Origin of the sequence: Fulverythrobacter ferritrahens (assembly GCF_020539485.1) — a bacterium.
In the GTDB taxonomy this organism is placed as follows: domain Bacteria; phylum Pseudomonadota; class Alphaproteobacteria; order Sphingomonadales; family Sphingomonadaceae; genus Andeanibacterium; species Andeanibacterium ferritrahens.
Genome location: NZ_JACDXU010000002.1, coordinates 13,598 through 33,952, shown reverse-complemented (window position 1 = coordinate 33,952; position 20,355 = coordinate 13,598). Strand labels below are relative to the sequence as shown.

25 protein-coding genes are annotated in these 20,355 nt (G+C 67.5%); 5 read left to right on the top strand and 20 right to left on the bottom strand.

Features of this window, described 5'->3' with window-relative positions:
- The 17 genes from H0274_RS08210 to H0274_RS08130 form a co-directional block, all read right to left on the bottom strand.
- Window positions 1-552: a superoxide dismutase family protein gene (locus H0274_RS08210; protein WP_226794514.1), complete on the bottom strand. Its 552-nt coding sequence runs from the start codon at window positions 550-552 to the stop codon at window positions 1-3.
- Between the two features lie 63 nt (window positions 553-615).
- Window positions 616-1,074, bottom strand: coding sequence for a DUF2793 domain-containing protein (locus tag H0274_RS08205; protein ID WP_226794513.1), 459 nt, complete (start codon window positions 1,072-1,074; stop codon window positions 616-618).
- Between the two features lie 15 nt (window positions 1,075-1,089).
- Complete coding sequence (locus H0274_RS08200; protein ID WP_226794512.1) at window positions 1,090-3,276, bottom strand: GTA baseplate fiber-binding domain-containing protein; 2,187 nt, start codon at window positions 3,274-3,276, stop codon at window positions 1,090-1,092.
- A 10-nt stretch (window positions 3,277-3,286) separates the two neighbouring features.
- A complete protein-coding gene (locus H0274_RS08195; RefSeq protein WP_226794511.1) occupies window positions 3,287-3,718 on the bottom strand; it encodes an NlpC/P60 family protein in 432 nt (143 codons plus the stop codon).
- Between the two features lie 11 nt (window positions 3,719-3,729).
- Window positions 3,730-4,554, bottom strand: a complete 825-nt coding sequence (locus tag H0274_RS08190; RefSeq protein ID WP_226794510.1) for a DUF2163 domain-containing protein — start codon at window positions 4,552-4,554, stop codon at window positions 3,730-3,732.
- The gene (locus tag H0274_RS08185; RefSeq protein WP_226794509.1) at window positions 4,551-6,881 is read right to left on the bottom strand and encodes a DUF2460 domain-containing protein; all 2,331 of its coding nucleotides are present in this window, start codon (window positions 6,879-6,881) and stop codon (window positions 4,551-4,553) included. Before H0274_RS08185 ends, H0274_RS08190 begins: the two co-directional genes overlap by 4 nt.
- A 126-nt stretch (window positions 6,882-7,007) precedes the next feature.
- Entirely contained in the window at window positions 7,008-7,580 is a 573-nt protein-coding gene (locus H0274_RS08180; RefSeq protein ID WP_226794508.1) for a tail tape measure protein, read from the bottom strand.
- Window positions 7,573-7,770, bottom strand: coding sequence for a phage tail assembly chaperone (locus tag H0274_RS08175; protein WP_226794507.1), 198 nt, complete (start codon window positions 7,768-7,770; stop codon window positions 7,573-7,575). Before H0274_RS08175 ends, H0274_RS08180 begins: the two co-directional genes overlap by 8 nt.
- Complete coding sequence (locus tag H0274_RS08170) at window positions 7,767-8,081, bottom strand: gene transfer agent family protein (RefSeq protein ID WP_226794506.1); 315 nt, start codon at window positions 8,079-8,081, stop codon at window positions 7,767-7,769. Before H0274_RS08170 ends, H0274_RS08175 begins: the two co-directional genes overlap by 4 nt.
- Complete coding sequence (locus H0274_RS08165) at window positions 8,078-8,485, bottom strand: phage tail tube protein (protein ID WP_226794505.1); 408 nt, start codon at window positions 8,483-8,485, stop codon at window positions 8,078-8,080. The genes H0274_RS08170 and H0274_RS08165 overlap by 4 nt, the downstream gene beginning before the upstream one ends.
- 68 nt (window positions 8,486-8,553) lie before the next feature.
- On the bottom strand, window positions 8,554-8,940 hold the full coding sequence (locus tag H0274_RS08160) for a DUF3168 domain-containing protein (protein WP_226794504.1): 387 nt from the start codon (window positions 8,938-8,940) through the stop codon (window positions 8,554-8,556).
- A gap of 3 nt (window positions 8,941-8,943) precedes the next feature.
- Window positions 8,944-9,111 carry a hypothetical protein gene (locus tag H0274_RS08155; protein ID WP_226794503.1) on the bottom strand — a complete coding sequence of 56 codons (168 nt, stop codon included), beginning with the start codon at window positions 9,109-9,111 and terminating at the stop codon, window positions 8,944-8,946.
- Window positions 9,108-9,656: a head-tail connector protein gene (locus H0274_RS08150; protein ID WP_226794502.1), complete on the bottom strand. Its 549-nt coding sequence runs from the start codon at window positions 9,654-9,656 to the stop codon at window positions 9,108-9,110. The genes H0274_RS08155 and H0274_RS08150 overlap by 4 nt, the downstream gene beginning before the upstream one ends.
- A 156-nt stretch (window positions 9,657-9,812) precedes the next feature.
- Complete coding sequence (locus H0274_RS08145; protein ID WP_226794501.1) at window positions 9,813-10,946, bottom strand: phage major capsid protein; 1,134 nt, start codon at window positions 10,944-10,946, stop codon at window positions 9,813-9,815.
- A gap of 134 nt (window positions 10,947-11,080) precedes the next feature.
- Window positions 11,081-11,485, bottom strand: coding sequence for an HK97 family phage prohead protease (locus H0274_RS08140; protein WP_226794500.1), 405 nt, complete (start codon window positions 11,483-11,485; stop codon window positions 11,081-11,083).
- Window positions 11,482-11,790, bottom strand: coding sequence for a DUF6127 family protein (locus H0274_RS08135; RefSeq protein ID WP_226794499.1), 309 nt, complete (start codon window positions 11,788-11,790; stop codon window positions 11,482-11,484). Before H0274_RS08135 ends, H0274_RS08140 begins: the two co-directional genes overlap by 4 nt.
- On the bottom strand, window positions 11,787-12,938 hold the full coding sequence (locus H0274_RS08130; RefSeq protein WP_226794498.1) for a phage portal protein: 1,152 nt from the start codon (window positions 12,936-12,938) through the stop codon (window positions 11,787-11,789). The genes H0274_RS08135 and H0274_RS08130 overlap by 4 nt, the downstream gene beginning before the upstream one ends.
- A gap of 90 nt (window positions 12,939-13,028) precedes the next feature.
- Here H0274_RS08130 and H0274_RS08125 point away from each other — a divergent pair, with 90 nt between their 5' ends.
- Window positions 13,029-13,343, top strand: coding sequence for a GIY-YIG nuclease family protein (locus H0274_RS08125; protein WP_226794497.1), 315 nt, complete (start codon window positions 13,029-13,031; stop codon window positions 13,341-13,343).
- A gap of 858 nt (window positions 13,344-14,201) precedes the next feature.
- On the opposite strand, the gene H0274_RS08120 is transcribed toward H0274_RS08125, so the two are convergent.
- Window positions 14,202-15,545, bottom strand: coding sequence for a DNA-packaging protein (locus H0274_RS08120; protein WP_226794496.1), 1,344 nt, complete (start codon window positions 15,543-15,545; stop codon window positions 14,202-14,204).
- Entirely contained in the window at window positions 15,535-16,062 is a 528-nt protein-coding gene (locus tag H0274_RS08115; RefSeq protein ID WP_226794495.1) for a hypothetical protein, read from the bottom strand. The genes H0274_RS08120 and H0274_RS08115 overlap by 11 nt, the downstream gene beginning before the upstream one ends.
- A gap of 248 nt (window positions 16,063-16,310) precedes the next feature.
- Between H0274_RS08115 and H0274_RS08110 the strand changes: the two genes are divergently transcribed.
- The 4 genes from H0274_RS08110 to H0274_RS08095 all read left to right on the top strand — a co-directional run bounded on the left by H0274_RS08110 (window position 16,311) and on the right by H0274_RS08095 (window position 18,874).
- On the top strand, window positions 16,311-16,946 hold the full coding sequence (locus H0274_RS08110; protein WP_226794494.1) for a YqaA family protein: 636 nt from the start codon (window positions 16,311-16,313) through the stop codon (window positions 16,944-16,946).
- An 89-nt stretch (window positions 16,947-17,035) separates the two neighbouring features.
- Entirely contained in the window at window positions 17,036-17,611 is a 576-nt protein-coding gene (locus tag H0274_RS08105) for an NADPH-dependent FMN reductase (protein ID WP_226794493.1), read from the top strand.
- Window positions 17,612-17,723: 112 nt separating this feature from the next.
- Complete coding sequence (locus H0274_RS08100; protein WP_226794492.1) at window positions 17,724-18,188, top strand: GNAT family N-acetyltransferase; 465 nt, start codon at window positions 17,724-17,726, stop codon at window positions 18,186-18,188.
- Window positions 18,185-18,874 (top strand): DNA alkylation repair protein, encoded by a 690-nt coding sequence (locus H0274_RS08095; RefSeq protein ID WP_226794491.1) that lies wholly within the window; start codon window positions 18,185-18,187, stop codon window positions 18,872-18,874. The genes H0274_RS08100 and H0274_RS08095 overlap by 4 nt, the downstream gene beginning before the upstream one ends.
- 12 nt (window positions 18,875-18,886) lie before the next feature.
- Here H0274_RS08095 and phoA read toward each other — a convergent pair whose 3' ends face one another.
- Entirely contained in the window at window positions 18,887-20,335 is a 1,449-nt protein-coding gene (gene phoA, locus H0274_RS08090) for an alkaline phosphatase (protein WP_226794490.1), read from the bottom strand.
- Window positions 20,336-20,355: the final 20 nt, after the last annotated feature.

Genomic DNA, 20,355 nt, shown 5'->3' with positions numbered 1-20,355 from the left:
TCAGTGGGCCTTCACGACACCGCAGGCGATGCGGCCGCCGGCATTGCCTGCCGGATCGGAAACATTGTCGTCCGGCCCGGCATGGACCACGATAGCAGTGCCATCCGCATCATAGATATCGGCCAGCACTTCGTCCTTCGTGCCCCGCAGAACCGCAGAGATCGATCCGGTGCCGTCCGCCGCGATAGTGGCATTGGGCAGATCGCCCAGATGCGCGCCTTGCGGATTGTTCATCCCATGCTGGCGCATACCGGGGTTGAGATGGCCGCCAGCCGAAGTGAAGGCGGGCGCCTCGCACGATCCGGTCGTGTGCAAATGCACGGCATGCACGCCCGGCGAAATCCCCTGAAGAGAGATCTCTACCGACATCTGATCCCCGCTGGCGAAGAGCTGTGCCTTGCCGGCAGGCGTTCCATCGGCGAGGAGCAGAGTGGCTGCCCCCATCGGCGCAAGCGGCTTGGTGGCACTGGCGGGACGCGAATCGCTGGTGGACTGGCAGGCGGCCAGGGTGGCGATCAGGGCAATCGGGGCGATTATTCGGCGGGTTTTCATGACGTAACTCCTTGGGCTGCCTGAACACTCCTAACGCAAGAATGCCGCGATGGCTCCGAAACTTCACGTCTGGGCAAATATCCCGGCCTCGGCCAGCGCGGTGACAAGCGCGGAAATGGCCGCGCGGGCCTGCGTATCCACGGTGGCGCCGCCGGTTGGGGCAGCGGGCTTCGCCGCCACGCGCCAGCCGCCGCGATAGAGCAACATCTGCCCGGTGGCGCGGTTCATCAGCCGCATTCCGTCACGCGGGGCGGCGAAAATCCAAGCCCCCGTGCTCCAGCAGGCAAGCTCGCCCGCATGGCCTGCCCATGCGCCGGAGGGAGACGCGCCGACCATCCAGCACTCGCCCGCAGCGGGGGCAGCAGGTGGGGCATTACGCTCTCCCTCGATGGCGGGATGCAGCAGGGCGTCGATCAGCACATGGGCTTCATTGACGGAAAATTCCTTCTGCGCCTGCCCGGCGAACAGCAGGGGCAGGGCAAAGCGCGGGCTGGCAGAAGTGAAGCTGAGGGGATCGGTCATGGTGCCTCCGGATGGTCAGGAAAGAGCGGTGAGGAACAGCGGGGGCGACAGGGCGAAACTGCCCACCTGCCGCACCCAGAACGGCGCGCCGGGATGAGCGGCGGCCAGCGGGGCAAGCGTTGCTGCCGGAAGCGCGAGGGAGGGAGTGGAGACATCCCAATAGGCCGCAGGCAGATCGACCGGGCCGAGCCCGACGCGATAGGCTTCCGTCTGTTCGGCCAGCGGGACATCCACTCCATCAGCCCAGTTCCAGCCGCCCCGCGCGCGGCGGATCCAGCCGAACAGCAGGCTGCCATCGGCCTTGCGGAACGCGCGGGGATGGACGGGGGTCAGCGGGCGCAAGGTCAGGCCGGGATTAGCAATGGTGGCGCTGACGGCTGTGCTGTCGGCAAGGCCCAAAGCGAGGATGGCCGTGCCTTCCGATGGGCCGACCCGGGCCGGATCGAGCAGGCGCGGCGCGGCATTCAGCAGCACGAATGGCGTACCTGCCGCATGACCGGCCAGAGCGGTGCCTTCCGTGCCGCCACGCCCGCGCAGCAGGCCGCTAAGCCGCCATGTGCCGCCGCCCAGAGCGCGGGCACCGGCGAACTGGATCACTTCCCCGCCCAGCAAGGCGCGATTGGCGCCATTGGCCAGTTCTTCCGGCGTGGCGGAAGTGAGCGCGAAATCGGGGGAGACGAGTTGAATGTCCAGTTCGGCTCCCCGTTCCAGCAGCATGGCCGGGGAAGGTGGCACTACGGCAGCGGCATGGCCGATCACACAGCGGCGCGGGCCGGTTCCGCCCAGCGACACCAGTGTGCCGCCGCGTTCGGCATGGAGCGCGGCCCCGCGCCAGCCCGCCCCGGAAGAGCTGGGCGCGGCATGGATCAGCGGCTGATCGCCCGTTCCCGCCCCCTCCCACGGCAGTTCGAAGGCCTGGAGCAGAGTGGGCGTAGCCACCAGATCGGGCGGAGCGAGTACAGTGCCCGCATCGCCTGCCGGCTGGCGCGCCGGGCCGCGCGGCAGCCGGCGCAGTTCCAGAGTCACGCCTTCCTCGCTCCATTCCCAGCTCTCGATGGTCCAAATGCCGGGAAAGCCCTGCGCGCGCACGGCAGTGCCGGGGGTGAGCGCGGGATCGAGTTCGGCCAGCCGCCAGAAAAGGCTCTCCCGCCCCCGGCCATGCCGCGCGGCGGCGGCATTGATCAGGGCGCGGGCAGCAGGGGCGGCAAGAGCGCCCGGCAGATCGATCGCCTGCCCCTCGCCAGGCCGGGCGCGCCCTTCCGCGCGCTGCATTCCGGGCAGGAAATCGCGCGCCGCATCGTAGTAGCGCAGGGCATCGGGCACTGCACTGCCCGCCCCGCCGCGCATGTGGCGAATGCCCCCATTGCGCGCGAAGCTCTCCTCATCCCGCGCTGCGGCAGGCGGGGGGAGCAGCGGCAAGGCACCTGCCGCTCCATCGGTCGCGCGAATTGCCAGTCCGCCGCCCCCGGCGTCGAGCGCGAGGGGCCATGTCGCGGCGAGCACGGCCAGCACTTCCCCCAGTCGCCCGCCTTCCAGTGCGAAGCCCTGCAACCCGGCCAGATCCCGTTCGCAAATGAGGGGTTCCTCCAGCGGCTCCAGAACGTCGGCCAGCGTCACTTCCCCGTCATCGGCGATGATCTCGAATGTCAGGGCGGGGATGCGGTTGCCGAAATCGGCCAGTTGCAGATCCTCGAACACGACATAGGCCATGGCGCGGAAGGCCGGGCAGGCCGCCCCCCGGTCAGAGGCGATCAGCGGGTCCACGGTCTGGTCGCCATAGCCGCGATAGAGCCGCATGGCGCCGCCCACCTTGAGATCGCCCGCCGCGCCCCGCAGCAGGTTCCCGTCTGCCCAGATCCGGCCGATGTCGCGGATCGGGCGGCTGGAAAGGGCGACGGCGAAGGACGCGGAATAGGCATAGGTGGTGAGGGCGGGGCCGCCTTTGCCGCCGGTCGCCTCGCTGCTTTCGGCAAGTTCGGTGGCCCAGATAATCGACCCGGCGCTGCGCATCCGGCCATGCTGGCGCGCAATGGGGGTGCCGTAGGTGGAGGTGCTGACCGAAAGTTCCTTGAGGCGTGGGCCTTCGCGCCGGGGGCCGCCGACCAGCGAGCGGTCGATCTGCTGGCCCGCCAGCGCGCCGATGGCGCCGCCGATCGGCCCGCCGACTGCACTGCCGAGTGCGGAAAGAAGCAGGGTTGCCATGGGTAATTCCTCAAGCGGAAGGGATCATGCGCCAGCGGTGCAGCACGGGCCAGGGGGCTGGTTCAGTAGAGGGCCAGGGCGTGGAAACGACGCGGCGCAGCCCGGCATGGGCATGGATGACAGCGCCATCCTCCCCCAGGATCAGCAGATGATGCTGGAGCGGGCCGGGCTCCACCAGCAGCACATCGCCGGGCAGAGGCGGGGCGGATGTTTGCGCGAGCCCGGCCTTGCTTAGAAAGCCGAGCGGGCGGGAAATGTCGCGATTGCGCAGGCCGTAATCGCAGGGTGCCGGCGCTTCCCGGCCGATGGCGGCCAGCGCGGCATGGACCAGCCCGACGCAATCCAGCCCCGTCGCCGGATCGCGGCCGTGCAGGCGAAAGGGTGTGCCGATCAGCGCCATGGCCGCACGGGCGAGAGCGAGGCCGGGGGTAAGGCCGCTCATGCCGTGGCCGCTCATGTTGGGGCCAGCGGATAGCGGGCGAGCAGATCGTTGCCCGGCAGGAAAGGCTCGCCCTGGAAATTGGCCGCATTGCCGAAGCGCGCGGCGCACATGGCCAGAGTGTGGTCGCAGCCTTCCCGCAGAAGCGCGCGCGTGCCGATGGGGGTAGCGAGAGCCACCGGCTGGTCGAGCAGCAGACCCTCGGCATCAGCCTCCACCACTTCCATCGCCAGCCCGGCTTGTGGCCCGTCCAGCCAGCGCAGGCTGCCGTTTTCCATCGCTTCGGGCGCGGCAGGGGCACCGGTAAAGCGCGTGCGGCCTGTTTCCGGGTCGAAGGCGGCTAGCATTCCCTCATGCGTGTAGCGCGCGGCGGAAAGCGTGCAGCCCGGCCCGCAGAATGCCGCGCGGCAGGTGGGGCTGGTGCGCGGCACCGGATCGATTTCCAGCGCCGCCTTGGCGGAGCGCAGATCGGCCGAAAAGCTCTGCCCCTCCAGCGTGACCGCGCCCAGCTCGCCAGTGAACAGGATCGTGCGTTCCAGGTTTTCCCAATCGACCACGCCCATGGCGATGCGCGCGCCATCGAACCGCCCGGCGGCGAGATCGGCGGCGGACAGGGCATCGTGGGACAACGCGCCTTCCACTTCGGCGCTATCCGCTTCCAGCCCGGCATTGCGGCGGATGGCGGAAGGCAGCATGCCGGGTGCGGCGCGGTGCAGCAGCCCGTCGAACCACAGATCGCGATCATGGCCGGTGAAGCCCAGCGCCACTCCGTCGCGCCGTTCGATCCGCCAGTAAAGCGCAGTGCCTTCCAGCTCGCTGGAAAAGAACACCCGGCTCATGCCGCTTCCCGCACTTCGATCAGCGGCACGCTGGGCGCTTCCCCGGCGGCGAAGCTGGCGCCGGTCACGTCCAGCCGGTCTTCCGCGAAGCGCACCGGCACGTCGAACAGAAAGCCCGCGCGGATATCCGCGCCTTCGGGCGGGGCGGCGTCGAACAGCACCAGCCCCTTTTCGCCGAGCGTCCAGCCACTGGCGGGCAGGCCATCCACGCTGACGGTCACGCTTTCGGGCCGAGGCCGGGTGATCGGGCGGATCTGCGGATCGTCCGCGCCGCCATAATGCTTCACCAGCGGGAAGCGGGCACTTGCGCCATCCCCCGTGCCGAGTTTCTGGTCCAGCATGGTGGGCGCGCCGCTCATCCCGTTGGAGCTGAAATCGAAGGGATCGGCCAGCAGGAAGGTGCGCGCCGCCCCGCGCCGGGCGCGGAAGAAGGCAATCAGCGTGCCGAGTTCCTCTTCGGAACGGATGCCGGGCCCGACATCGAAGCGCAGCCGGGCATCGGCCCAATGGCTCGCGCGGCGTTCATGGCCCGATGCGGTGACGGTGATGCTGGTGGAAAATTCCGGGCTGACCCCGGCGTCGCGGCCAAGGGCGAGGGGGTAATGGACATCGTCGAAGGCCTGCATGGCATCTCCTTCCGGTGGGGCAAGCAAAGTGAAACCGTCCCGCGCGACCTGCGGCAGGGCCCAGACGAAGCGGCGGGCAATGCCGCGCGCGGCGGCTTCCGAAAGTCCGGCGTCGATCCGCCGCCATTGCGTGTCGGCATTTTCGGGCAAGGGGACGAAGCCCGCGAGATAATCCTGCCGGTCCGGCGGGTAGCCCAGCCGCTCGTCCAGCACGGCATAGGCCGCGCGGCGCGGGGCATCGGCCCCGGCGGTCAGCCAGTCATAATCCTCCACCTGCAAGCGGTCGAAGGCGGGGAAGGCCCAGCCCGCGGGCAGATTGGCGCGGCAGAGTTCCGGCATGGCGGGATCGAGAATAATGGGGGTGAAGGCCAGCAGCAGCACTTCGGCCCCCGCCTCACCCGCCGCCCCACGCACTGCATCGGCCAGCGCGGCGGTCGAAGCGGCGAGTACTTCACCTGCCGCGTCGAGCAGGCCTTTCTGCGCCGCGCCCAGCGGCTGGCGCATATCCGGTATGGCGGGCGGATCGCCGCCGAAAGCCGCTTTCGCCGCATCGTCATAGAGGCAGATGCGCCCTTCCGGCGTGATCCACCACCACGGCTCCCCGATCTGGAAGAGCACCGGCAGGTCCGCCGCCTTTAGCAGCGCTACCACTTGCGCCGCTACAGCCTGCAACCAGCCATTCGCACCGCCATGGGCCGGGGAGAGCAGTGCGGAAGGCGGGCTCCATGCCGTGCGGGCAGGCGTGCCGTCGAAGGCGCGCTGTTGCCAGGTGGGCGGGCAGTGCTCAGCCAGCATTTCGTAGGAAAGCGAGGCGATGGCCTCGAACCCCTGCGCGGCACAAAGGCGGAAGAAATCACCATGCCATGCAGCAGCGGGGCCGGACAGAGCGCCCGACGGATCGGCCAGCAGGGCCGAGCCATCGGACACCAGCCGGAACAGATGGCTCATGCCCAGATAATGCACGATCCGCCCCCGATAGCCGAGGCCGCGGATGGAGCGCAGCACCCGCGCGGGCGTCTGGTTGTAGCAATCGTCATAGCCGGTGGCGATGCCGGTGCCATGCGGGGGCAGCAGCACATCGCCGATGCGCAGCATGGGGCGATGGCCTTCGCAGGCGATGCCGCTCATTTCGGCCCAGCCATCCACACGGGCGGGCAGCAGATCATCTACGCCGGGCGCATAGCCGAGCGGGGCGAGCGAGATGAACATGCGGTCGATGGCTGCCGGATTGACCGGGTCTGTCCCTTCCGAAACGCTCCACCCGCTATCGAGGGCGGAGAAGGGCAGTTCCACCAGCGCGTCTTCCGGCGTGCCGCTGGCATAGTTCCACAGGCGGACATACCAGCTGCGCGGCACGCCTGCGGTATCGCGCCCCTCGATAGTCAGGGTCGGCCCATTGGCGGCGTCGAGCGGCTGGATGCCGCCGGAGCGCCAGCGGAAGCGCAAGGTGGTGCGCGAATAATCGCGGTCCGTCTCATAGGCGAGCAGGGGGTGGTCGATCCGGTCCTCGCTGTCCCAGATCAGCCCGGCAAGGTCGGAGGCGCGGAAGAATTCGGCCTCCACTCGCAGCGTATCGGGTGCCGTCGTGGTGACGCTGGCCATCATCGGGCGCGGGAAATCGGCGGTCCAGAAACGCGGATCGAAACGCTGGACCCAATCGGATTGCTGTCCGTTCCGCCGGGCGGCGAGCCAGAATGCCATTTATATATCTCCGGATCATAGGTGCGCCCCGGGCCGTATCGCGGCCCGCAAGGCCGAACGGCCGCCCGCAGCGCCGTAGGCGCGAGGAAAGCCAAGGGGCCGGAAGGCCCCGCCGGCGCTTGAGGCTCAAGAATCAAGCACCCGCCGCACGGCGCTGGCCAGCTGGCGGGTGGAACGGCGCAGGGCTGTGGGGCTGTCGCTGCCGCGTGGAATGGTGAGCCGGATCGCCACGCGTACATCGCGCGGGCTTCCACCGGGCTGCGCCTCCACGCGGCCCGCGCTGGTCGGCACGAAGAGTTCCGGCCCGCGCTCGCCCACTACATAGGCACTGCCGGGGCTGACCGGGCCGCCGGTCGCGCGGCCGGGCAGGCCGAACAGCGCGCCGACAAGGCTTCCGGTCAGTCCGCCGCCTCCGCCGCCTCCGCCGCCTCCGGTGCCGAGGATCGAGCCCAGTCCGCTCTGCACGGCCTGTGCGGCGATCTCGTCCATGGTGCGCAGGGCCACGCGCTTCAGATCGTCGAAGCCCAGCCCGCCCCGGCGGATCGCGGAAGTGAGGCCGGTTTCGAGCACGCTGCCCGCCCGTTCGAACCCGCCGACCAGCGTGCCGTCCAAGGAGGAGCGCATCGCCTCCATATCCTGCGCGAAGCCCTGCGTATTGGCGCGGACTTCCACCAGCAGGCTCTCGATTTCGTCATCCATGGCCATCTTGCTCCATCATTCGGTTGAGGTCGGCGCGGGAGAGCGGGGCGGGATCGCCCCCGGCTTCGGGCACGAGGATCGCGGCAAGTTCGGCGGGCGTGGCGGCCCAGAAGGCGTCCGGGCTCCACCCGAGCAGGCGCGGGACGAGGCCGGAAAGGCGCCGGGCAACCGGGGATAAGCTGTCGCTCACTCGCGCCCCTGCAAGATCTGGCCGAGCAGCACACGCAGCGGCTTGGCTGCTTCGGCAAGGCCGATAGTCAGCACTGCCTCGCCCATCTGCTCGCGGCTCACCCCTTCCGGCTCGGCCAGGCAGTGCCAGAACAGCGCGGCCATTTCCGCCAGCCGCAAGGTGCCGCGCCCGGCCCGCTCGACCAGCGCGAAGAGGGGGCCGAGTTCTTCCTCCGCCGCGACCAGTGCCGCGAAGCTGGGGCGCAGCAGGCGGGCGCGGCCCTGCAGCATGATCGCTGCTTCGCCCCGCAAGGAATTGGCCGGGCGGCTCATGCCGGCACCACGGCACCGGAGCTTTCAAGCTGAAGCGTGTAATTGCGCTCGCCATTGAAATCCCCGGCATAGTCCAGCCGCTGGATCAGGAAGCGCCCGCGCAGGCGCTCGCCATCCTCGAAGGACAGCTCATATTCCTCCAGCGTACCCGCCAGCGCGTGGCTGCGCAGGTCGGCCTCGGCCTCGCTGCCGAGGAACAGCCCCGCCGCGCTGACCGAGACGGAGCGGATGCCCGCGCCGGAAAGCAGCTCGCGCCAGCCGCCGGATTGCTTGTGCGTGATGACGACAGTGTCGCCATTGATGGACATCTGCGTGGTACGCAGCCCGGCGACGATCCGGTAAGTGGCGGGGGTGGCGCCATCGCCGATCTTGAGGAGGAAGGCGGAGCCTTTCTGGGCAGTCATGGGGGTCTCCTGTGGGGATAGGGTCAGAAGCCCCCTCCTCTTCAGAGGAGGGGGATCAGGTTGCTTATTCAGTCCGCCAGAACCCGGAATCGATATTCCAGCAGCACCGAGCGGGTGTTCCTCGCCCGCTGCTCGGCCCGCGCGCGCAGGAACTGGGTGGTGATGATTGCAAGGCCCGGCTGGTCGCGCGGGAGGGCTTCCACGCACTCGCCAATCGCGCGGACCAGCGTTGCGGCACTGGCGGGGTCGCCGCCCCGGCAGTGGAGTTCCAGCGCGATGCGGATTTCGCGGCCCGCCACGCCCTTGGCGCTCCAGTCCGTGCTGGCGCTGGCGGCGATGCCCAGCCAGGGCAGGCTGGCGGCGGCGGGCGCTTCTTCCGCCACCAGATTGACGGCGGCGAGTGCGGGATCGGCGCGCAGCCAGTCGAGCAGCGCGGCGCGCAGGAGGATTTCCATGGGTCAGTCCCCTTTCGTGATGAGCGGCCAGAGCAGGCGCGGCAGGCGCCAGCGCAGCGGATCGGCGCGGCGGGTGCGCTGGCGGTTTTCGGCGGCGGCTTGGGCGAGGATCGTGGCCTTGGCGCCAAGTCTCGCCGCAAGGCTGCGGGTGGAAAGGCTCGCCCGGATCATGCCAGCCGCACTCGCCGCCATGGGTGCCAGAGCGCTGCCACCGCCGCGGGCGGGCTGGCCTGTGCCGCCTCGCCATCGCGTTCGCGATAGAGATGCGCGGCCAGCCGGATCACGCCGTGGCGGATCGCCTCGGGCAGGGCAGGCCAGTCGGAGGCAAGCCCGGCAGTGAGGGCAAGGGCAAGGCGTTTCGTTGCGCTCTGCCGCAGGACGCGGAAGCGTGCCGAACCATCCGCTTCCAGCTCCACCGCATAGGCATCGGCGGGTAACGGCGTGCGGGTGCCGTCCCCTGCGACGCTCTCTACCGCCGTGATTGCCTGCACAGGATCGGCGGACAGGCGCAGCCAGCAGCCGGGGTGGGCGGGCAGCAGTTCCTCGCATTCTGCCGTCAGCGCAATGCGGCCCGTGAAACCCGCAAACGCGTCGAGCGCGGCGCGCAGCAGGGCGGCGAGAAGCTGGTCCTCTGCGCCGGAGGCAATGGCCAGCCACGCCTTCAATTCGCCCAGTGCCGCTTCCGGCAGTGGGGCGGGGGTAAGGATCGTCCGCATTTTGGTTCCTTTGATTGACCTCAAGCGCCGGCGGCCGCATCCGCGGCCTTGGCTATCCTTCGCAGCTTCGCTGCTTCGGGCGCCCGCAGCCCGGAAAGGGCGAGGAAAGCCAAGCGGGCCGGATGGCCCGCGCCCGGCGCCTGAGGGCGCAGCAAATTACGCCGCGATCTTCAGCAGCTTGATCGCCGCGCTATCCAGCAGCTGCCCGCCCACGCGCTTCGTCGCGTAGAAGTGGACGAAGGGCTTGTTGGTGAAGGGATCGCGCAGGATCTGCGTGGCGCTGCGTTCCGCGATCAGATAGCCGGCCTTGAAATTGCCGAAGGCGATGGGGAAGGTGCCTGCCGCCACATCCGGCATGTCCTCGGCTTCCACCACCGGATAGCCCAGCAGGCGATCCGGCTGGCCTTCCACCAGACCCGGCTGCCACAGGAAGGCCCCGTCCGAGGTCTTGAGCTTGCGGATTTTGGCCAGAGTGGCGGAATTCATCACCCAGCAGGCGCCCTGCCTGTATCCGGCCTTCAGCGTATGGACGAGATCGATCAGCGTTACTTCGGCAAGTTCGCTGAAGCCACCCGCCTCGCCGCTCTTTACGAATTGCAGCGTGCCGAAGGAGCGAGTGGCGTCGCCTTCCTCAGCCTTGGGCCCGTTCAGGAAGCCCTTGGGCTGGTCCACCCCGCTGCCGGAAATGAAGGCCGCGCCTTCCGCCCGGGCGAATTCTTGTCCGATTTCGCTCGCCAGCCAACCTTCCAGATCGAATGCAGCATCGTCCAGCATGGCCTGGCTGGCGGCGGGATTGGCGTAAAGCTCACCAAAGGGCGGGGCGATCTCGGCAAAGCCGGGCGTGCCGGTTTCCGGCCGGCCGGCAGTCTCGCTCACCCAGCCGCTGGACGTGCCGCCCCTGGTGATGAGCTTGCGATAGCCCGCGCTGCCCACCTGCACTACCTGGGCGATGGCGCGGATCGGGCTGATGTCCTGCAAATGGCGGGCAATGGCGGCATCGATCTCGCGCGGGACGGCGTAGCCGCCATCGCCCGGCGCCGCGCCATTGATGGACTTCACCTGCGTTTCGGAACCCCGGCGCAGATATCCGTCGACGAAGCCTTTCACCTCGGGGCTTGCCTGCCCGCCATCCAGCAAGGGGCGGGATGCGGCGCGGCTGACGCGGTCCAGCCGGGCCTTCACCTCGTCCACATCGGAGCGCAGGGTGCCAATGGCGCTTTCCGCCTCGTCGATGCGAGTGGCGAGGTCGAAGCTGGCTTCGAGCATGGCATTGTCGGTTTCGTTTTCCATGGGGAGTCCTTTTTGGTGGGCAAAAGAAAACCCCCTCCGGTTGGGGAGGGGGTGGGGGGAGGGAGCGTGTGCGCTCCTGCGCAGGCAGGAGCCCAAGAGGCTGGGGCCCTGCCTGCGCAGGGACTCACGGATGTTCACATAACCATATGAACCCGCGCCCCATGTTGCAGGGGAAGGGTGACGAGGCTGATCTCGAACAGGTCGATTTCCTCCAGCACGCGGCCTTTCGGTAAGGCCCGCCAGCCCCGCGCGCGGTAGCCGAAGGAGAGGCCGCTCACCTCGCGCCGGGCAAGCGCCGTGCCCGCGCGGCCGCGGGGATTGTCGATCCGGGCGATCACGCGCAGGCCCCTGCTGTCCTCGGCGGCGAGCGTCACCGTGCCGATGGGCTGGTCCTCCCGGTGCTGCCAGTAGAGCGGCAGTGGCACCGCGCCCGGCTTCGCGCCCCGCTCCGCCAGCGTGCGGGCAAAGGCGCCGGGCCGGATCACGTCGCCCGCCCCGTCGGCAATGCCGAACAGGGCGGCATAGCCCGCCAGCCTCACCGCAGCAGCTCCGTCAGGCCGGAACGCAGGGCGATGCCCACAAGCACCATGGCCAGAATGCCGCGCACGGCCCAGCCGATGGCGGCGCGCCAGGCGCTTTTCTTGGCATCGCGCCAGGCCTGCAGCAGCTCGCGCAATTCGTCGATATCGCCCTGCGCGCTTTCATCGGCCAGGCCGAGCCGGGCGAGCACCCGGTCCGCGCCCAGTTCGGAGGCTTCCTCCACGATGGCGCGCAATGTGGTCAGGTCGCCGCCTTGCTGCGCGCCCTGCGCGATCAGGCTGGCCAGCATGTCTTGCCGGTTCATTGGCTTGCTCCTTTGATGTCGAGCCCCAGCAGGGCCCGCTTTTCAGTGTCGGAAAGGAAGGCGGCGGCGCTGACCTGCGCCCACAGCCGCTCGCGATCCTCGGCCAGCGCCGGGATGCGGTCCGGGTCCACCGCCAGCCGCGCATCGGGGAACCACGGGGCCAGCCCTTCGGCGATGGCGGAGAGAATCTTGCCCGCCAGCGGCAGCAGGGTGAGCCGCCACAGGGCGCGGTTCGCCTCGCGATAATTGGCATAGGTATTGTCGCCCGGCAGGCCCAGCAGCATGGGCGGCACGCCGAAGGCGAGGGCAATGTCGCGCGCGGCGGCGGCCTTCAGCTCGGCGAAATCCATATCCGCCGGGCTCATGGAAAGGGACTGCCATTTGAGCCCGCCTTCCAGCAGCATCGGTCGCCCGGCATTGGCCATTCCGGCATAGGCCCCTTCCAGCTCGGCCTTCAGCCGCTCGAACTGTTCGGTGCTCAGCGTTCCCGCCTCGCCCCCTTCCATCACCAGCGCGCCCGATGGGCGGGCGGCGTTTTCCAGCAGCGCCCGGTTCCAGCGCGCGGCGGCGTTGTGCGTGGCCACTGCCTCGTCGGCGGCGGAAAGGCAGCCCGCGCCGTAATGATCGTCCGAAGGGTGGAAGGCCTTGATGTGGATGATGGCGGGCCAGCCTTCCTCATCCTCCACGGGCAGGGTCAGTTCCTTCTCACCCACGCGATAGAGCCAGGCCGAGGGCCAACCGCTGGCATCGGGCACCATCGCCATGCGTTCGGGCCGCAGGGCGAACAGTTCCACCGGTTGCCCGGCGCCGTCCTTCACGATCTGCAGGAAGCCATTGCCATGCAGCAGCAGATGGGCCGCCAGCGTCTCCAGCAAGGGCTGGCCTGCGCTGGCGGCAGTGACGAGCTTTTCCAGCGCCGCGTCGGTGGCCGCCATGGGCGCGCCGCCCACCCCTTCCGCCACCAGCCGCACGGCCCGCTGGGCGACGGGATTGTCGAGGAACGCACGGGCAACCGCCCCACGATAATCGAAGGCGCGCGGGCCCATATCGAAAGCACTGGCCCATGCGGCGGAATAGCAGCGCGACAAGGGCGCACGCGAAAAACCCCCGCCCTTGAAGGCGGAGGCCAGAGAAGTGAGGAAGGACATGGAATGCCTTTCGGTTTGGAAGGGTCCGGTTTGGTCTGATTTGGTCACCCCGGACTTGTTCCGGGGTCCAGCTTTCAGCATTGAAGGACGATGCGCGTCTTCGAGCCGACGGTGTACATCCTCGCCAACCGCTACCGGGGTACGATCTATACGGGCGTTACGTCGGACCCGTTGGGGCGGCTACATCAGCACCGCAGTGGCACTTTCGAAGGCTTCACTGCCCGTTACGACATCAAGCGGTTGGTGTGGTTCGAACGCCATGACGATATCGAGGCGGCGATCCGGCGGGAAAAAACGATCAAGCGCTGGCCGCGGGAGTGGAAGTTCACCCTGATCGAGCAGCATAATCCCGACTGGCGCGATCTGGCGGTCGATTTCGGATTTGCGCCACTGGGAGAGGGGTAAGCTGGACCCCGGAACAAGTCCGGGGTGACTATTGGGGTGGAAACTGAATTCTCCCAAAAAAACCCGGCATCCGCAACCCAGCCCTTCCGCCTCAGGGCAGCCAGGACAATCCCGTCACCCCGGACCTGTTCCGGGGTCCAGCTTTTGGTTCACGGCTACGTCAGTCCGTAAAACCCGGGCGCTCCGGGACGGAGGTCGGGTTACTGCCGTGCGTGTGCTTCGACAGGCTCAGCATGAGCGGATGTTGGTCAGCGAATCGCCTTTCCCCGCTCAGCCTGAGCTTGTCGAAGGCCACGTGAGACGGTTGATGAAATGTTTCACAGGGCAGGATCGTCATCCAACTGGGGATATTTCATGCCATAAAAATCTTGAGAATAGAGAGGCTTAATTTGCATTAATGATTTATCAGGGCGCATCAGAACAAAGCATGAAATGTGGCGCGGTTGACTTGATCAACGGTTGGTCCTGATAGTCGCTCTCGGTAGCTGGTCTGCCGTCTTTCTGCTCCCTCCCGAGCGCCTCTGAACGGCGCGGAGGCAAACGGGCCTTCGGGAGCGCGGGCTTACCCCCGCATCAAGAAAGACGGTGTCCTATGCGACGCGTATCAGTACGCGCGTATTGGCGTTGGCGCCTAGGCCGGGTTGAGCATGTCCGTGCTCACACCCGGCGGTGGCCTAACCAGTATGCGTTTTCATTTATGACGTAACCTGAGCGGCAGGCTGGCTACCACAACACCCAAGCCAAATTAGCGTGAGCGCTAATTTTGTTCGCACAGTCTGAGTCAGGGAGCAAATTTTTTGTTCTCTATATTTTCCGATGTTTAGTGGCTCAGTCCACAGAAAAATCGGCAATTACACATCAAAACCCCACCACCCGCGGCACTCTCCGCACCCCCAGCATCAGTTCGGTGAGCGCCCAGACCAAGGCATCCGCCCGGTCGGGCGACCTGCCCGGCCCTTCATAGCCGCCTGCTGCCAACATGCCGCATAGCTCGTCCTCCAGCAGCGGGAACTGGCCGATGTGGCGCACTCTTCCGGTCTCGTAGAGGGCGGCGACGGGTTCGGCCCTTGCGCTTTTGCCCCGGCTGGCGTGGACCAGTTTCACCGGCAGGGCGATGTCGGCGGCCTTGAGGACGGAGCGGACCATTTCGCCGCCCTGATTGGCTTCGGCAATCACGCGGTCAACGGAAAATTCGCTCGCACTATCGGCCACGCGGCGGGCCCAGGCTTCCGGGCTGGGGCGGGCAATCGAACGGTCCGCCAGCACGCGGGCCACGCCGTCCTCCCCCAGCGCGCAGACCACTATGCCGCAGGCGTCCCCCTGCGCGGAGGCGGGGGGATCGACGCCGATCACTATGCGCCGGAAAGTGGAGGGCGCCGGGGCGGACAGTTCCGCTTCCCGGCATTGCTCCAGCAGCGCGCGGCTCCACAGGGCGCCTTCGATCTCCTCCAGCAAGTGGCCTTCCAGTTCCTGCCTGCCGAGCAGCGAGCTTCCATATTCGCAGCGCATCCGGCGGGTGAAGGCGCGCGGCAGATGGCCATTGTCGAAAGTCGATCCGCGCGTCACGGCCACGTCCTCGGCTTCCTCGCCGGAAAGCAGGCGGCGCAGCAGCGGCACGGCGCGGGGCGTGGTGGTGGCCATCACGCGCTGATCCTGCCCCAACCGCAGGCCGAGTTGCAGATTGTCCCACGCCTGCCCGGCGCGGCCATGGGCATTGGTCCATTTGGCGATCTCGTCACACCAGGCATGGCTATGCTGGGGGCCGCGCAGGCTTTCCTGCTCGCCTGCCGAATAGAGCATGGCCTGCGCGCCATTGGGGAAGGTCAGGCGGCGCAGGCTGGGTTCATAGGCGGGGCGCAGATCGGGCGGGCAGCAGGCCAGAATGCCGCTTTCCCCCTCCACCATCACCATGCGCGCCTCCCCCAGCGATGCGGCGACCAGCGCGATGCGGGCATCGGGATCGCCCTCCGCCACGGAGCGCACCCATTCGGCCCCGGCTCGTGTCTTGCCGAAACCGCGCCCGGCCATCACCAGCCAGACGCGCCAGTCGCCCGGCGGGGGAATTTGCCCGGCATGGGCCTGGAAGGCGCAGAAGGCATAGGGCAGCGCGTCGCGCTCCGCCGGGGTCAGGCTTTGGGTCAGGCGGGCCAGATCCCCTGCCTGCGCCTCGCACAGCCAGCCGCGCGGATCGTCAGTCGGCATTATGGGCTTCCGCGGGCCCTGCCTTGGGGGAGGGGCCCTCGATCAGCGGCAGTTCGGCCTCCTGGCGGGCCAGCACCTGTGCGCGCATCGCGGCGATCTTGCGTTCCAGCGCGGCGCGAATATCGGCTGCGGAAAGATGGGCACGTTCGGCCCGGGCCTGCGCCGCGCCCTCGCGGTGGACGCTCAACAGGCGGAAGGCGGTGGCATTGTCGAAACTGCGCACGCCCATCTTCGCCCCTGTCGCGCGTTTGACTTCGCCTTCGCGCAACCGGCCGAGCAGTTCCATTTCCAGATTGTCATATCCCTCGCACAGGGCATCGCGCCACTGGCGGGCGAAGTCGGGTTTTTTGCGGCGGGTGTCATAGGCAGTGGAGGTGGTCACTCCGGCCTTGCGCGCCGCGCGGGCGACGTTGGAGGTTTCGGCGAGCGCGGCCAGAAAGGCGCGGCGCCAGCTGGAGGCAGCAGGAGTGGCGGCACGGCGCGCGGCGGCGCCGGGCCGGGAAGTCGGCTCGGTCATGGCAAGGGTCCGTTTCTGAGGGGGAAGGGCGTTACCGCCCCTGCTCGCACTATCGCGATGTTGAGCCTTCCTAACCTCATAGCGTCACGATGTCAATAGAAAAGTGCCAGATAGGTTATTCAGTTTGGCTTGTGATGGTTCACACCCTCGCGTAGATGGGCGGTGCTTTGGGCTCGTCATTGCGAGCGAAGCTTCGGGGCCGTGCCCCTCGCAATGACGCTGCCGCTTTCCAAACCCCGAGGTTTTTCATGCTGCGCCGCCTTTACGAATGGACGATGGCCAAGGCGAGCCATCCGCATGCCGAATGGTGGCTGGCCCTGTTTGCCTTTGTGGAGGCGAGCTTTTTCCCCATTCCGCCGCATCCGGTGCTGGGGCTGATGTGCCTGGCCGAACCGAAAAAGGCCGTGCGCTTCGCCACGATCGCCACGCTTTCCTCCGTGGCGGGCGGTGTGCTGGGCTATGCGATCGGCTGGGGCCTTTACGATACGCTGGGCAAGCAATTGCTCGACTGGCTGGGCCTGACGGCCAGTTTCCCGGTGGCGGCCTGCTATCTGCGGGAATACGGGGCAGAGATCATCATGATCAAGGGCGCCACGCCCATCCCCTTCAAGCTGCTGACGATCACCGCCGGCTTCATTCACATGAATCTGCTGACCTTCGTGCTGGCCAGCATCGTCTCCCGCTCGATCAGCTTCATGATCGTGGGCGTGCTGTTCCGCCTGTTCGGGCGTCCGATCAAGGCCTTCATCGACAAATATCTCGGCCTCGCCACGGCGGGCTTCGCGGTGCTGGTGGTGGCGGGCTTCCTGGCGATCACCCTGCTGGAAGGCGATGGTTCGGGCGAAGTGAAGGCCAAGTGCGAGGCGGCCAGCACAGTCGCCTGACCGGCCGATAGGCTGGACGGGCGAGACGCGCGGCGGGCCGGGGAACTTCCGCCCCTCCCGGTTCATTGGTTCCGGTGAAAGGAGCCTTTATGAGCCATATCGCGATCATTCCGGGCAGCCTGCGCAAGGAATCCTACAATCGCCGCCTTGCACGCGCGATTGCCCATCTGCCCTCCACCGAAGGCCATTCCTTTGAAGTGGTGGAGATCGGCGATCTGCCGCTTTACGATCAGGATACGGATTCCCACCAGCCGGAGCCCGCCCGCCGCCTGAAGGAACGCATCCGCGCGGCGGACGGGGTAATCTTCGTTACGCCCGAATATAACCGCTCGATCCCCGGCGTGCTGAAGAACGCCATCGATCACGGCTCGCGCCCTTATGGGGATAGCTGCTGGGGCGGCAAAGCGGCCGGCGTGCTGGGGGTTTCCCCCGGCATCAGCGGCACGGCCATGGCGCAGCAGCATTTGCGCAACGTGCTCGTCTCGCTCAACATGCCCCCGTTGCAGCAGCCCGAAGTCTTCCTGAAATGGAGCGACGATCTGGTGGATGGCGATGGCCGGGTGGGCAAGGACCACCATGATCTGCTCGACCGCTGGATGAAAGCCTTCCTCGCCCATGTGGAGCGCCACAAGGATGCGGAGATTCCGCAGTTCAGGCAGAAGTGAAGGGATAGCCCCGCAGGCATTGCAGCCGATGGATTTCCCCCCTCTTCCGCGATAGGCACCAGCCGAGCGCCCAGTCGAGCGCCCAGTCGAGCGCAAAGAAGGGATGATCCGCATGACTATACCGGGCCTGCTCCTCCGTCCGGCCCGGAGGGAAGACAGCGCCGCAATCGCAGTGCTGATCGATCAGCTGGGCCATCCTGGCAGCAGCGCCGAAGATGTCGCCGCGCGGCTGCCGCTGATCGAGGCGGCGGGCATGGATGCGCTGGTGGCCGAACTGGATGGATGCGTGGTCGGCTGCCTCACCACCTCGGTCATGCCCGTGCTCCATCGCCCCCGGCCCGTGGGGCGCATTGCCATGCTGGTGGTGGCAGAGGGGCAGCGCGGCAAGGGCATCGGCGCTGCCTTGCTGCGCGCGGGCGAAGCGGCGCTGGCGGCGCGGGGCTGCACGATGATCGAAGTCACCAGCAATAATACCCGCAAGGATGCCCACCGCTTCTACGAGCGGGAAGGCTATGAGGCGACCAGCCTGCGCTTTGCGATTCATGCCGAAGCTGGTCATTCCGGGGCGGGCCATTGAGCGCGATCCCGCTCGCCCGCCGCCTGCGTTCGGCGCTGGAAGAGGTGGCCGAGCCTGCCCGCGCGCCGGCGATGCAAGCCTATATGAAAAGCGCCATGCCCTATCTGGGCGTGCCGACGCCGGTGCGGCGGGTATTGTGCCGCGATCTGTTGAAGCCCCTGCAATTCACCTCTTCCGCCGAATGGCAGGCCGAGGTTCTGGCGATCTGGCGGGGGGCGGAATTCCGCGAGGAACGCTATTGTGCCCTCGATCTGGCAGCCATCCGCCAGGCGCGCGCTTTCCAGCGGATGGATGCTCTGCCCATGTATGAGGAGATGATCGTCACCGGCGCATGGTGGGATTATGTCGATACGATTGCCGGGCAGAACCTTCTGGCGATCCTGCGGGCCGAACCCGTGCCGATGAAGCAGGCCATGCTCGAATGGGCGCGGGGCGGGGATATGTGGAAGCGGCGCAGTGCGATCCTGTGCCAGCTGCTTGCCAAACAGGAGACGGATCTCGATCTGCTTTACGCGGCCATCGCTCCGTCGATGGGATCGAAGGAATTCTTCCTGCGCAAGGCCATCGGCTGGGCGCTGCGGCAATATGCCCGCACCGATCCCGCCGAAGTGGCCCGCTATGTCGCCGCGCATGAAAGCGAGCTGAGCCCGCTCTCGAAGCGGGAGGCGCTCAAGCATATTGCCTGAGCGCCTCGGCAATCATTTCGCCGGAGCCGAAGCCAGCCCCAGCGCGTCGCGCATGATGTAGAAGATGTCCGTCTGGTCGAGCAGGCCGGTGACGTTGAAGGAACGCGGGCCATAGGCGGCGACGCGCAATTGCGTGCCGGTGTGACCCATGGAGCCATCCTCGCTATTGCCGTAGCTTACCGTCATCACCGCGCCGTCCTGCGTCATCAGCGCCTGGGTGAGGCCGGGGGCCTTTTCGTCGGCATAGATGATCTGGCCGGAATGGGCATGGTCGGCCGTGACGATCACCAGCGTGTTGCCATCCTTGCGCGCGAATTCCAGCGCCACTTGCACCGCTTCGTCGAGATCGACCGTTTCCCCGATCTGGCCGCAGGGATTGGCGCCATGCGATTCCTTGTCGATCGAGGCGCCTTCCACCTGCAGGAAGAAGCCCCTGGGCGCAGGCGAGAGCAGGTCGATTGCCTTGCGTGTCATCGATGCCAGCGTGGGCTGGTTGGCCGGGCGCTCCGCATTCGCTGCGCAGGTCACCGGCGGCAGGTCGATATTGCCGTGATAGCTGGCACGCGGCCCCTTCCAGCGCACCGGCATATTGCCTTCCGCGAAGAGGCCCAGCAGCGGCTTCTTCTGGTTCGCGCTGGTTACCGCAGCAAGCTGCGCCGCATCGGTGACGAGCGTGAAGCCGCGTTCCGCCGCCTGATCCAGCAGGCTCTTGCCCTTCCACTTTCCGGCAGTGGCGTTCTGGCGGAAATATTTCGCGCCGCCGCCCAGCGCCACATCGGGCCTCGTGTCGAGCAATTGTTCGGCAATCGATCCGCGCCCGCCATTTTCCAGCGCATCGGCGGGGCAGACCTTGCTGGTTTCCTGCGGGCCCTTGCAATCGCGATCCGCCACATGGGCGATCTGCGCGGCGGGCGTGGCGTCCTGGATTTCGGCAGTGGAAACGTCGCCCGTGGCGAGCCCCGCCTTGCGCGCCAGCGTCAGCAGGCTGGGATGGGCCTGCCCGCGAATATCCACGCCGATGGCACCATTATAGCTCTTCACCCCGCTGGAGAATGCCGTGGCGGAGGCGGCGGAATCGGTGACGTAGTTCGGCTTCCCGCTGTCCTTGTCGAGCGAGTAATGGGTGTATTGGCCGCTCACCGGCAGGGCATCCAGACCCTTGAAATAGCCGCCCGCCCCTGCGGCATAATTGCGCGCGATCGTGATTTCGGAATCGCCCATTCCGTCACCGATCAGCAGGATCACATTGCGCACCGGCTTTTGCGCGTCGGTGGAGGCCATGGCGGCATAGGCGCCGCTCAGATCGCCGGGCAGGCGGCGCGCGCCGTCAGGCAGGCTCGGATCGGCGGAGGCGTGGCGCGGCAGGGCGGAAAGGTCTTCTGCCTGCGGGGCCTGCGCCAACAGGGCCTGCGGCAGGGCAGCGCCGAACAACAGCGTGATCGCGAAGAAGGGATATTTCATTTTTGGGGGAAGCCTCGAAG